The 12,160-nt window shown below is 68.9% G+C and carries 10 protein-coding genes and 1 pseudogene; all 11 read right to left on the reverse strand.

Annotated features, from left to right (window positions below; translation table 11 throughout):
- Nucleotides 1-190 precede the first annotated feature (190 nt).
- Nucleotides 191-898 carry an energy transducer TonB gene (locus tag QQK43_RS21410; RefSeq protein WP_284309392.1) on the reverse strand — a complete coding sequence of 236 codons (708 nt, stop codon included), beginning with the start codon at nt 896-898 and terminating at the stop codon, nt 191-193.
- Between the two features lie 87 nt (nt 899-985).
- On the reverse strand, nt 986-1,918 hold the full coding sequence (locus QQK43_RS21415) for a DJ-1/PfpI family protein (RefSeq protein WP_284309393.1): 933 nt from the start codon (nt 1,916-1,918) through the stop codon (nt 986-988).
- An 8-nt stretch (nt 1,919-1,926) separates the two neighbouring features.
- Nucleotides 1,927-2,769 (reverse strand): DJ-1/PfpI family protein, encoded by an 843-nt coding sequence (locus QQK43_RS21420; protein WP_284309394.1) that lies wholly within the window; start codon nt 2,767-2,769, stop codon nt 1,927-1,929.
- Nucleotides 2,770-2,778: 9 nt separating this feature from the next.
- The gene (locus QQK43_RS21425; protein WP_284309395.1) at nt 2,779-4,950 is read right to left on the reverse strand and encodes a TonB-dependent siderophore receptor; all 2,172 of its coding nucleotides are present in this window, start codon (nt 4,948-4,950) and stop codon (nt 2,779-2,781) included.
- Nucleotides 4,951-4,978: 28 nt separating this feature from the next.
- On the reverse strand, nt 4,979-6,166 hold the full coding sequence (locus tag QQK43_RS21430; protein WP_284309396.1) for a methanobactin export MATE transporter MbnM: 1,188 nt from the start codon (nt 6,164-6,166) through the stop codon (nt 4,979-4,981).
- The gene (locus QQK43_RS21435; RefSeq protein WP_284309397.1) at nt 6,153-8,228 is read right to left on the reverse strand and encodes a TonB-dependent receptor domain-containing protein; all 2,076 of its coding nucleotides are present in this window, start codon (nt 8,226-8,228) and stop codon (nt 6,153-6,155) included. Before QQK43_RS21435 ends, QQK43_RS21430 begins: the two co-directional genes overlap by 14 nt.
- 50 nt (nt 8,229-8,278) lie before the next feature.
- Entirely contained in the window at nt 8,279-9,079 is an 801-nt protein-coding gene (locus tag QQK43_RS21440) for an MbnP family copper-binding protein (RefSeq protein WP_284309398.1), read from the reverse strand.
- A 131-nt stretch (nt 9,080-9,210) separates the two neighbouring features.
- Nucleotides 9,211-9,711, reverse strand: coding sequence for a copper chaperone PCu(A)C (locus QQK43_RS21445; RefSeq protein WP_234265527.1), 501 nt, complete (start codon nt 9,709-9,711; stop codon nt 9,211-9,213).
- Nucleotides 9,712-9,737: 26 nt separating this feature from the next.
- A complete protein-coding gene (locus QQK43_RS21450) occupies nt 9,738-11,153 on the reverse strand; it encodes a PepSY-associated TM helix domain-containing protein (protein ID WP_284309399.1) in 1,416 nt (471 codons plus the stop codon).
- 41 nt (nt 11,154-11,194) lie between these two features.
- Nucleotides 11,195-11,842 (reverse strand): Crp/Fnr family transcriptional regulator, encoded by a 648-nt coding sequence (locus QQK43_RS21455; protein WP_234265529.1) that lies wholly within the window; start codon nt 11,840-11,842, stop codon nt 11,195-11,197.
- Between the two features lie 84 nt (nt 11,843-11,926).
- Nucleotides 11,927-12,160 (reverse strand): annotated as a pseudogene (locus QQK43_RS21460) (hypothetical protein); the annotation flags it as partial.

Consider the following 12,160-nt stretch of genomic DNA (forward strand, 5'->3'; position numbering starts at 1 on the left):
GCTGGGCACGCTGGTCCAGCACCTTGAGCAGGATGATGACCCAGGTGGTCAGCGACATGATCAGCAGCACGGCGGCCACGCAGCGCGTGACGGCATCGCCCTGGGTCCACACGTGGGCCAGGCCGGAGGAGGCGAAAGAGGGGTTCATGGCGATCCTTGCTAAAAGGGCATCCGGGCCGTGGCGACCGGCTCACTGAGGGGCATCGAAACGCACCGGCACCAGCACGGGCAGGCGCTGCGGCACCCCGTTCACGGTGCCGGGCACGAAGGTCCATCGCGGCACCACGTCCAGCGCCGCCCGGTCCAGCCGGGGAAAGCCGCTGGAGGTCTCGACCTCCACCTGGTCGACCGAGCCGTCGGCGCGCACCCACACCTTCAGCACCACGGTGCCGTGCTCCATGCGCCGTTCGGACAGCCGCGGGTAGACCGGCAGGGGCCGGTACAGGTAGCGGGCATCGCTGGAAGGCAGCACCACCTGGGGTGCGGCGGGCGTTGCAGGCGCCGGTGTGGGGGCTGAGGTGGCCGGCGGGGCCACCACCACGGCGGAGGCGGAGGCGGGATTGGCCGCAGACGGGGGCACGGGCGCCACCCGCGGTGCGCGGTCCGGCTCGGCATCGGCCGGCACGGGTGGCAAGGACGTTGCGGGCACGGGTGCAGGCGGCGCAGGCACCGGGCGCGGGCGGGCCGGCGCCGCTGGAGGTGCCTGCGGCAGAGGCCGGGACGCTGGTGGCGGAGCGACCGCTGGCGCAGGCGGTGACTCCATCAACTGGGCCAGTACCTGCACCGGCACCACCACCTCGGCCGCCCGGTGCAGCAGGCCGGTCTGCAGCGCCCAGAGCACCCCCCCGTGCAGCAGCACCACCAGCAACACCACCGCGTTGCGCCGACTGAACACCATCAAGCCCTTTCTGGTTGCGAAGGCCTGCACGCCCGTCGCAGACCGCTTTCCGGACTGTAGCGAAAAGCCCGGCGGATCCTGCACCGGTCAACGCTTCGCGGATGCACGCGCCCGCTCCAACCGTTCGACCAAGGGGTTGACGCCCGCGTCGTACATGGCCGTGAGCATCCAGCGCACCAGCCAAGGGGTTTTTTCGGGCGTCCCACCCGTCACGGGTGGTGCGGGGTCGTACTCCATGTCGAGCATCACGCCCTGGGTGTAGCGCTGGCCCCAGTTGTCGTTGAGCAACGCCAGCGACATGTCCATGCCGGCGGTGACGCCGGCCGAGGTCCAGTACTTGCCGTTGACCGTGTAGCGCTCGTGGGCCGGGATGGCCTTGTACTTCTGGAGAAACTCTTCTTCGCGGTACCAGTTGGTGGAGGCGCGCCTGCCCTCGAGCAAACCGGTGGCGCCGAGAATCCACACGCCGGTGCAGATGGCGCCGGTGTAGGTGGTACCCCGGTCGATGGCACGGATCCAGTCGAGCACCCGCGGGTCGTAGGCCGCCTCGATGGTGCCGGTGAAGCCGCCGGGAATGATCAGGATGTCGAGCTGCTTCACCTCATCGATCACCGTGTCGGGGATGACCTGCACCCCCATCACGGTCTTGATCGGCCCCGGCTTCACGCCGATCAGCCGTGTGGTGGCGCCGGCCTGGCCCAGGATGTAGCGTGGCCCCATGAAATCCAGGTCGTTGACGCCGTCGTAGACCAGGATGCCGATCTGGCGGATCGGGTGCTTGGGCTTGCCCAGGATCGCGTCCATGACCCAGGCATGGTTCTCGGGGGTGATCTCCTGCGGCAGTGGCACCTTTGGCGTCGCATCATCTACCGACAGCCGCTCGATCGGCGGTGGCGGACGATGCGGCGCGGGCTGTTCTCCGCAGCCGCACAGGGCCAGCGCACCGGCCAGCGCGGCGATGCCCAGGCCGCGCATCACCCCCGGCGTTCCGAAGCGTTGCGTCAGGGTGTTCGGCCGCATCCGGGGATTCATCGGTCGACGGCGGGCCGGGTGCCCTGGGCCTGCGCCAGGGCCGCGCGGACCTGCGGCGTGAAGTCCTTGAACATGTCCGAGACCATGGCGGTGACGGCCGGCGGCGCGGTGTGCGGTGTGCCCGCGTTGAACGGTGGCTCGGGCGCGTACTCGGCCAGCAACTGCATGGTCTGTGCGTAGGCGGTGTCGCGCAGCATGGCGACGATGGCCAGGCCCAGGTCCAGGCCCGCGCTCACACCGGCGCCGGTGATGCGGTTGCGGTCGTGGACCACGCGCGCGTGGACCGGCGTGGCGCCGACGTCGGCCAGCAGCGCGTGTGTTGCCCAGTGCGTTGTCGCCTGATAGCCGCGCAGCAGACCGGCCGCACCCAGCAAGAGCGAGCCGGTGCAGACGCTGCTCACCAGTTTGGCGCGGCTGCCGCGCTCGGCCAGAAATGCCAAGGTCTGCGCGTCCTGCATGGCCGCCACGGTGCCCGCTCCCCCGCCGGGCACGAACAGGATGTCCAGATCGCGGGGGCATTGGTCCAGCGTGACGGTGGGCGAGAACACGAGTTGGGTGTCGCTCTCCACCGGCGCCAGGGTCTTGGCGACCTGGTGCACCGTGGCCCCCATCAACCCGGCGAACATGTGCTGAGGGCCTACGAAGTCCAGCGCGGTCATGCCCGGGTAGAGCAGCATGCCGATCTGCTCCTGGCCGGTCCAGGAGGCGGGCAGGTGGCTCATGTCGTGCGGGGCCGGCGCCTGCCCCGGCGGCGCTTCCGCGCCATGGGCCAGCCATGGCGAGGCGGCCAGTGCGGCAGCGGCGGCGCGCAGGAAACCACGCCGTTCAACGGTGCTCATGGTCGCGCCTCAGTAGTCCACGCGCAGCGTGAGCTTGGCGGTGCGCGGGTTGCCCAGCTTGATCCAGTCCTGCAGGAACTGGTGGCTGCTGGCGTAGTACTTGCGGTTGAAAACGTTGTCCAGGTTGAACTGCAGGGACGCCTTGCTGGCACCCAGCGCAAAGCGGTAGGCCACCATGGCATCGACGCGGGCGTAGCCCGGCATCCGGAAGGTGTTGCCGGAATCCCCAGGCCGCGCGCTCTGCGCGAACACGCCGCCCCCCACCGCCCACTGGCTGTCGATGGCGTAGCGCGCCCACAGGCTCGCGGCGTGCCGAGCCACGTTGGCCAGCTTCATGCCCTGGTAGGTCGGGTCCCGGGTGATTTCGGTGTCGGTGTAGGCGTAGGAACCGATCAGCGACAGCTTCGAGGTCACCTGGCCCGAGATGTCCCACTCCAGGCCGCGCGCGACCGCCTCGCCAATGGTGACCACATTGGTGCCGGTGGGCGAGCGCGGATCGAGCACCGAGGCGCCGCGGTTGCGCTTGGTCAACTGGAACAGGGCGACCGTGGAATTGAGCCTGCCGTCGAAAAGCTCGATCTTGTGGCCGACCTCGACCTGGCGGCCACGCTCGGCGGCCAGGGCTGCGCCGGTGACGGTGTCGCGGCCGTTGTTGGCAGCCACCGCATCCTGGTACTGGGCGTACACGGACTGGTTGGGGGCGAACTGCCACACGGCGCCCAGGCGCGGCGTGGTGAAGGATTGCTTGTTGGGTTCGGTGCCCGGCATACCGAACACTGCGTTGGTGCGGTCGTGGCGCAGAGCGCCGGTCAGGAACACGCCATGGCCCAGCGCGAGCTGGTCCTGCACGTAGAAGCTGGTCCAGCGGTTGTGGTCGTCGTAGTCCTGCGGCATGGCCATCATCGGGTCCAGCCCCGGTGTGTTGCCCAGCACGGGGTTGTAGACGTCCACCGACGAGATCTGCTGCATGTAGGTGGTGCCGGTCTTCTTCGTGCGGTAGGTGTCGAAACCCATCAGCACGGTGTGGCCAACGCCGCCGGTCTGGAACTTGCCGGTCAGGTCCGCGTTGAACTGATCCACCTGGTAGCGGCCATCAGGGCGCACGCCGAAGTAGTAACGGCACAGCGGGTCACCCGTGCCAGGGCAGGTCTGGCCGGGCAGCATGCCCATGCCGAGGTCCGCGCGGTAGGTGGCGATGTCCATTTCGGCGGTGTCGCTGTTCAGGCTCAGCAACCGGCCCTTGAGCTGCCACGTGTCGTTGAACTGGTGCGAGGCATCGAGCTTGAAGCTCGTGGTCTTCGCGCTGGAGAGGTAGGGCGAGTCGTTGTACTGGCGCGACCAGGGCAGGTCGGCAGGCCGGTCGCCCACGGCGGGAATGCCGTAGTCGGTGCGGTAGCGGTTGTCGGAATGGTCCAGCGTGGCGGTGACGCTGGTGCGTGCGTTGGGCACCCAGGCCAGGCCGCCGGTGAAGCTGCTCAGGCGATCCTCGACGAAGTCGCGGATCGAGTCGGTGGTGTAGTGGGACACGGCCACCCGGCCCCGCAGGGTCGCGTCGGTGTTGAGTGCGCCGGCCGCTTCGATCAGGGTGCGCGAGAGACCGCGCTGACCGATGGTCTGCTCGAAACCCCATTCGGGAACGGCAGCGATGGGCTTGGTGACCACGTTGACCAGCCCGCCCGGCTCGGCACGACCGTAGAGCACGCTGGTGGGCCCCTTGATCACCTCGATCGCCTGCACGTTGGCCATGTTGATGGGCACGCCCATGACCTTGGTGCCGTCCAGGTAGTAACCGGAGCTGCCAGACATGGAGCTCATGGCCGTCATGGATGTCGTGGGGAAGCCGCGCAGGATGAGCAGCGGCTGCAGGGAGCCGTTGAAGCCGAAGTCGTGCTGCACACCGGAAACGTTGCGCACGGCGTCGGTGAGCGTCAGCGCGTTCTGGTCGTCGATGACCGCGCGGGGCACGACCTGGATGCTCTGGGCGGTTTGCAGCGATGGCGTGTCGGTGCGGGTAGCGGTGTCGCTGACTGGCGCCTGGTAGCTCTCGGGGACGCCAGTCACGACCACCGTCGGCAGCACCGGCAACGCGGGTGCAGACTGGGCTTGTGCAAGCGGGGCCGCCGCGGCGGCGCAGGCCAGGGCAACGACGGTCCTGGCGGTGGGGCGTTTCGGGGTGTTCATCAAAATCATCTCCTCGGTTGGTGGTCAATCAGGGTGGCGACGAGCCGCTTGCAGAAGCCGGGCGTGGCCACGGGTCGCTCAATTCGGGACGGGTCAGAAACCGCGCATCGGTCAGCGATTCGAGAAAGGCCACCAGGTCGGCCACCTCGGCGTCGCTCACGTCGAAGCCGGCCACCAGTTCGCTGCGCATGGGATTGGGCCGACCCCGGGTGTGTGCGGCGCGGCCAGCCACGGCGTAGTGCTCGCGGATGACCGCGGCCAGCGTGGCCACCGAACCGTCGTGCATGTAGGGCGCCGTGACTGCCACATTGCGCAGGCTGGGTGTGCGGAACCGGCCGGTGTCGGCAGGATCGCCGGTGAACTCGACCACGCCAGGGTTGTCGGCCGGGTAGGCGCCACGGCCGTCCACGTCGTAGAGCCCCGTGTTGTGAAAGCCTTTTTCAGCGAACGGCAGCCTTGCGTGCAGCACGTTGTCGTTGAAGTTGAAGCCCCCGTGACAGTGGTAGCACTCCATCTTCTCGCCGAAAAACAGGGCCTCGCCCCGGCGGGCCGCGACGCTGATGGCATCGGGCTGGCCGCCATAGCGGTAGAGGTCGTAGGGGCTGTCGAACGACAGCAGCGTGCGCTGGAAGGCCGCGATCGCCTTGGTCAGGGTCGAGAGTGTGTACAGCACCGCAGGGCCCTGCCGGGCCTCGTCCGGAAAGGCTTGGGCAAACAGCCGCTGGTAGGTGGCGTCGGCACGCAGGCGCTCGAACAGTGCGTGCTCCTGGCCCGCCAGCCCCATCTCCACCGGGTGCTCGCCGAACAGCGGCACCAGGGCCTGGACTTCCAGCGAGGTGAGCTGCGGATTGGCCCAGGTCAGGGTGGGCATGTAAGCCACGTTGCCCAGCGCCATGGCGCTGCGCGTGCCGGTGACACCCGTCACGCCGGTGGCCACGGCAAGGCCATCGGTGAAGGCCTTGTCCTGGTGATGACAGCTGGCGCAGGCCTGCGTGCCATCGGCCGAGAGGCGCTGGTCGTAGAACAGGTGCCGCCCCAACGCAACCTTGGCCGGCGTCATCGGGTTGTCGGCCGGCACCACCGGAGGCGGTACCCACGCGGGCAGGTCCCACACGAACACCTCGCGCGTGCTGCCCGAAAGCAGCAGCCAGGCCCCGGCCACGGTCAGTCCGAACAGGCCCCGGCGAAACCACCGGGCACCGTCAGAACGTCGCATGGAAGGCCACCTTGAAGCTGCGCCCTTCCTGGAAGGTGTTGGCGTAGGCATTGCCCGACTGGTAAGCCACCCAGGCCTTGTCGAACAGGTTGGTGATGCCCACGTCCACGCGGTAGCGATCGTCCGCGAAGGTGCGGCTCACGAACACGTCGTGCAGGCTGTAGCCATTCCGGCGGCGCAGGACCGTGCTGTCGCGATCCTGCGCCGCCACGAGAGTGCTGTTCCACGACACGCTCAGGTTGTGAGCGGGCCACTGCCGCTGAACCTGAAATACGAGTTTGTCGGGGGGCGCAAACAGGTTCTGCCCGGCATCCGGATCGGTCACACGAACGCGCCCGTAGCCCGCCTGGTACTGCCACAGTCCCTGGCGGTAGGCGAGTTCGACTTCCGCACCCTGGCGCCGTGCATGGGGCATGTTCTGGTACTGGTAGCGACAACCCAGGCCCGTGGCTGCGCAGGCCGTCTGACCAGGAATGTTGCCCAGGTTGACGCTGGTGATGAGGTCCCGGACGCGCGAGTCGAACACCGCCGCGCGCACCGAGAGCCGATCCCCTGCCGACCACAGATCCCGCCGCAGGAATTTGGCGCCGAGTTCGGCGGTCCGGTCCACTTCGGGCCGCAGATCGGTGTTGGGCAAGAACCAGGTGAAGGTGCCGAACGTGCTGCGCTGGTACAGCTCGTTGACCGCCGGTGCGCGGAAGCCTTCGCCATAGCTGCCGTACAGAAGCCATCCGTCGTCCGACGCCCAGGCGAGCGTGGCTTTGGGCGACAGCCGGCTGGCCGAGCGCGCCGCAACCGTACCCTGCTGCTGCCGCGCCTGGAAGCGATCATGGCGCACGATGGATGTGAAGGTCCACCGGGGTGCCAGCGCCCACTGGGCCTGCCCGTACAAGCCCGTGCCTTCGCGGATGCCCGCAGGGTTCACCGGATTGACCGCCAGCGTGGCGGTGCCCGAGGCCGAGTCGAGCGCGTCCCGGTAGTGGTCGCCCCCCACAGAGAGCCGGTGCGCCCCCCACGCCCGGGCCAGATGGAAGTGGGCACCGTCTGTGGTGGTGACCGTCCACTGGCGATTGGCAATGGGCGCATTCTGGTAGCGCGGGTCGGTGCCGAAAGCGTCGAGACGGCTGTCCAGCTCCGAGCGGTACACGCTGGCCTCGGCCTGCAGGCCGGTCGCCGGATCTTCCGGTTCCCAATGCCCCTTGAGGACAGTGTTGTGCTGCCGGATGTGGGTCGGCTGCAGATAGGGAATGGACGCGGTGTCGGTCACTTTCCGGTAGACCCCCACCTGCGGGTTGTTGGGAGCCAGGTTGTCGCTGTTGTAGAACTGGTGCGACAGTTCCAGCCGTGCCTGCGACACCGGCTGGACCCCCAGCTTGAGCAGGCCCGTGTCAGCGTCGCCGTCGTTCGGGTCGATGTAGGTACCCCGCGCCTGGCGGATCTTCCCCCAGCTGTGCCGCCCCACGGCCAGCAAGGCGTCCACGCGGTCATTGCCGCCGTAGACCCGGGCATTCACCCGGTTGGCGCCGTCGGCACTGGCATGGCCCAGCCGGACCCCGCCGCCCACGCTGTGTCCATCGGTCAGCAGATCGCGGGCCGACAGGGTGGTCAGCGCCAGCACGCCGCCGTTGCCGCCCGTGCCGTACAGCGCCGAGGCCGCGCCCCGCAGCACCTCCACCTGGCGCAGGAAGTACGGATCCGCATACAGCGGCGACTTCATCGCGGGCGACTGCAGATCGTTCTGCCGCGCGCCGTCGAGCAACAGGGTGATCGATGCGCCCGAAGCCCCCCGGATGGTGGGAACCAGACCGTCGGCGCGCGGCCCGCCGCCCAGCTCGACATTGGGCATCGCACGCAGCACCGGGTGCAGGGTGGTCGCCTGCCAGTCCTCGATCTGTCCGGCATCGGCGGCACTGACCGAGGCCGCTGTGCGCTCCACGCTCTCGCGCTGCTTGTTGGCCACGACCACCACGGTCTCGAGTTCGACCGGGGGGGCCTCGGCCCACGCGGCCATGCTGCAGGAAGCCAGTGCCAGGGCACAGGGGGTGTATCGAAAGATCGTCATGGGGTTTCTTGGAAAAGGCACGAACACTCGGAGCGGGAATGCGCCCGCGATCAGCGGCGGCTGAACAGTTGCTGGAGCCCCGCAGCGGGTTGACCGTCGAAAGGCAGGCCCAGCGCCCCCATCACGGGCGGGCAATCGGCATCGCCCGGAAAGCTCATGCAGCCCGGTGAGGTCTGGGGAGCGTTGACGTCCACATTGGCCTGAGCGAGAACGCGGCCGATATCGGCCACCACGGTGTGGCGGCCCGGATCGAAGTCCGGGAACGCAACCACCACGCGGTTGGGGTTCTGGCAGGCGCTGGGCGCGCTGGTGCGGCTGGCGGCAGCGCACACGGTGCTGCCCAGGTGCACCGAATAACGCGTGGTCGGGCCCTGCGGGCCTGCAGCGCCCGGCTTCTCCGGGGACAGGCCGCTGGAGGTGGTGTCGAACTTCAGGAACTTGTAACCACCCTGCCAGTTCCAGAACATCGCCGTGCTGTTCAGCGGCGAGGGGGCCACCGTCGGGTCGCCATGGTTGAGCGCGAAAGGCACCCCCAGCGTGAAACGCACACCGGTGTAGCTGCCGGCCGGTACCGTGCCCCGCACCTGGGTGTTCATGCCCGTGGTGCCATTGCGGCACACGCCCGCGCCGTTCTCGAAGTCGAGCAACGCCACGTTCTGGAACTGCCAGACACCGTCCTGGGCCAGTTGCACGGGCACCGCCTCACCGCCGGCCGTGAGCAGATGGACTTCGCTGACGTAGAAACGGAAGTCCGAAGGGGTGACGGTCGAACCGGTGCTGCCGATACCGGTATAGCGCTGGCCGCACTGGAAGGGCTGACCCAGGACTTCGGCCGCAAAGTTCAACGTCACGGGCTGCGTCCCGCTCGCTGTCGGCGCCGAGGCGCATGCTGCCAGCAGGGCCGAGAGAGCAAGGGAGGTGGCCAGTAAAAACGGACGGTGCATCACGATCTCCAAAATGTCTGAAAGGAACAAAAACGGCGTCAGTGCGCGTGGGGGGCAAGGGCCCCGGGCTTCTCTGCACGGGGTGTCTGGACCCAAACCGTGACGGTGTGCGTGCCGGCGTGTTCGAACACCAGCGTCACGGGGAAGCGGTCTCCGTCCCGCAAAGGTGACTTCAGGTTCAGCAACATGAGGTGAACCCCCTGGGCATCGCCGTGCCGCAGCGACACGGTGGTCTGGGCCGGCAGATCGAGCGCGGGTTGTGCCCGCATGCGCATCACGTCTCCGTCCATCTGCATCCGGTGGATCTCCACACGTTCGGCAGCGGGCGTGGTGGCCGACAGCAGCCGGTCGGGCGTGCGACCGGTGTTCCTGATGCCGCGGAAATACACCGCGCCGGTGTTCAGACCCGGCCGTGTGGGGGTGGCATAGGGGTGATCGATGCGCAGTGCACCGGCCTTGAAGTCGTGCGCATGGGCCACGACCCCCAGCGCTCCCAGGGACAGCGCCACGGCGGCGCTCCAGACCATTCGTCGTTGCATGAAAAACTCCTTGAATGCGCGGCCGGTCAGCTCAGCGCGGTCTTGAGCGCTGGCAGACGCGAGATCACCAGCCAGTCGAGCAGCAGCACGCCCAGCAGCACGGCGCCGGACAGCGGGAACAGCACCGCCGTGACCAGCATCACCAGCGCCCCGGTCTTCCAGCGCGCGGCGCGGGCGGGCACGCCGGGGGCCACCAGACGGCCGGCGCCAGCGGGACGGCGCTTCCACCACATGACGATGCCGCTGACGCACAGGAACACCACCGCCAGACAGAACACCACGTTGAGCACCGCACTCCACAGCCCCATGTCGCCCTGGTGCAGCGCAATGCCCACGGCCATGGCCTTGGCCATGGGCGAGTAGTCGGCAAACGCGGCCTCGGCCAGCACCTGGCCGCTGTAGCGGTCGATGTGCAGATAGCGGTCGTGGGTGGGGTTGCTCAGGTCGCCGCTCATGCTGTCGGCGCTGACGGTGTAGACGCCGCTCTCGCTTTGCGGCACGGCGATGCGGAACTGCCCGCTGAAGCCGCTGCGGCGCGCGAAGTCGGCCACGGCGTCGAGGTTGACCGGCTGGCCGGACGGAATGCCGGGGGCGCCGGCCTGCGAACCGGACACGGGCAGCGGCGTCTGCTCCAGCCCCCAGGGCACTTCCTTGAGGCCGTTGGCCGAGAGGCTGGCGTGGGTGGCGTCGGACAGCGGCACGTTGTCCCACTTGGTGGCCGGGAAACTGCCCCAGGGCTGCACGAACTGGTTGCCCCACACGCCCGACCAGGCCAGCCCGCTGAGCAGGAAGCCGAGCAGGATCACGCCGATCCAGGCCCCCACGCTCACATGCCAGGCCTTCCAGGCCGCGCGACCCCGCTGCGCCCAACCGGACCAGAACAGCTGGCGCCAGCCCCCGGGGGTGCGCGGCCAGGCCATGTACAGCCCGGTGAGAATCAGCACGATGCCCAGGCCGGCGGCGATTTCGATCAGGCGATCGCCCACGTCGCCAATCAGCAGCGTGCCATGGATCTTCTCGGCCCAGGCGAAGACGGTGTCTTCCTTGTTCACGACACGGATCACGCTGGCGGTGTACGGGTCCACAGCCACCGATTCGGTGCGGCCATCCACCCCCACGTCAAACCAACTGGGCGCGGTGGCGGTCTTGGGCGCCAGGTAGCTGCGCAACTGCCCTTGCGGCCACTGCGCCAACGCGGCCTCGGCCTGCGTGCTCACCGGCACGGTCTGCGCCTGCGGGCTGACCACGATCTTCATGCCCAACCGGGTCTGGAAACCGGTGAAAAACACCATCACCAGCCCGGTCACGGCTAGCATCAGCAGAAAAGGCACCACGTACAGGCCGGCGTAAAAATGCCAGCGCCAGGCCAGGGCGTGGAATCGGCCCAGCGCGGGTTGGCGCGGGGCGGCGGCCCGTTCGGCCTGGGCGGGATGGGGTGTCATGTTTGTCTCCTCAGACCTGTCGACAGATGGAAAAAAGAGGTTCAGGCCGCCGCGGCCTGCCATGCCGGGGCGGACGCGTCGTTGGCGCTGGCGAACCAGCGCAGCGCCGGCGTCTGGGTGGCAGGCGGCCCGGGCTTGCGGCTGCGCGGCGGCAGCAGGCGCGCCAGTGCGCGGCAGACGGTTTCGTGTTTGGCGTCCACCACCTGGGCCACTTCGCGCAGGGCAGGCAGCGCCTCGCGGATGTGGTCAGACAGCGCGCGCGCCTCGGCGTCGTCGCCCTGGGCCTGCCGCCAGGCATGGCCCAGCAGTTGCAGCAGGTGCACCAGCCGCTGCGGAACCGGCCCGGTGCGCAAGGCGGCCATGTCCTGGCAACGCGTCTGCTGCTGCATGAGCGCCTGGCGCAGCAGGGTGTCGCGTTCGGCATCGCTGTCAAAACGCACAGAAGCGAGCCGCGCCGGGGTCAGCGCGGTGGCGCTGTAGCGGTAGGCCTGGTCGCACAGGGCTTCGATGCCCACCAGGTCACCAGCCAGGGCGACCTGCACCAGTTGCCGGGTGTGGCCGATCACGCGATCGATACGGATTTCGCCGCTGACCACACGCCAGAGCGGCCCGCGCTCGCCGCTGGCGAACACGGATTGGGAGGCGGGGCACACGAGCACCGCCGACGAAGAAGACGAAAGAGAAGACATGTCCTGCTCCTGAAAGGCCGGAAGACAGGCAGGCCCGACCGGGTCTGCCCCCGGCGGCGCACCAGCGCCGCCTCACCGAGCGGTTCAGGCTGGAGGACCCCGGGCAGGCAGCGGCCCGGTGGGGGCCGGTATCACCGGCTCGGCCGGTGGCGCCCGCGACAGGCGCATCAGCAGCCCGGCCGGCAGGCCGAGCGTGGGCGTTTCATCGGGCAGGCAGCGGTCCAGCGACAGGCCGCACAGCGCGCAGTGGTCGAGCGCGCCAGCATGCAGCCCTGCAGCGGGCTGCTCGCGCGCCGGCTCCGCCGCCTGGGCCTGGGC

The sequence above is a fragment of the Hydrogenophaga electricum genome (genome assembly GCF_030160815.1).
Classification (GTDB): Bacteria; Pseudomonadota; Gammaproteobacteria; order Burkholderiales; family Burkholderiaceae_C; genus Hydrogenophaga; species Hydrogenophaga electricum.

What these genes read in the sequence shown, in the direction of transcription:
- QQK43_RS21445 (WP_234265527.1), bottom strand. Translation starts at nt 9,711, where the DNA reads ATGCAACGACGAATGGTCTGGAGCGCCGCCGTGGCGCTGTCCCTGGGA.
- QQK43_RS21435 (WP_284309397.1), bottom strand. Translation starts at nt 8,228, where the DNA reads ATGACGATCTTTCGATACACCCCCTGTGCCCTGGCACTGGCTTCCTGC.
- QQK43_RS21415 (WP_284309393.1), bottom strand. Translation starts at nt 1,918, where the DNA reads ATGCGGCCGAACACCCTGACGCAACGCTTCGGAACGCCGGGGGTGATG.
- QQK43_RS21425 (WP_284309395.1), bottom strand. Translation starts at nt 4,950, where the DNA reads ATGAACACCCCGAAACGCCCCACCGCCAGGACCGTCGTTGCCCTGGCC.
- QQK43_RS21450 (WP_284309399.1), bottom strand. Translation starts at nt 11,153, where the DNA reads ATGACACCCCATCCCGCCCAGGCCGAACGGGCCGCCGCCCCGCGCCAA.
- QQK43_RS21455 (WP_234265529.1), bottom strand. Translation starts at nt 11,842, where the DNA reads ATGTCTTCTCTTTCGTCTTCTTCGTCGGCGGTGCTCGTGTGCCCCGCC.
- QQK43_RS21420 (WP_284309394.1), bottom strand. Translation starts at nt 2,769, where the DNA reads ATGAGCACCGTTGAACGGCGTGGTTTCCTGCGCGCCGCCGCTGCCGCA.
- QQK43_RS21410 (WP_284309392.1), bottom strand. Translation starts at nt 898, where the DNA reads ATGGTGTTCAGTCGGCGCAACGCGGTGGTGTTGCTGGTGGTGCTGCTG.
- QQK43_RS21430 (WP_284309396.1), bottom strand. Translation starts at nt 6,166, where the DNA reads ATGCGACGTTCTGACGGTGCCCGGTGGTTTCGCCGGGGCCTGTTCGGA.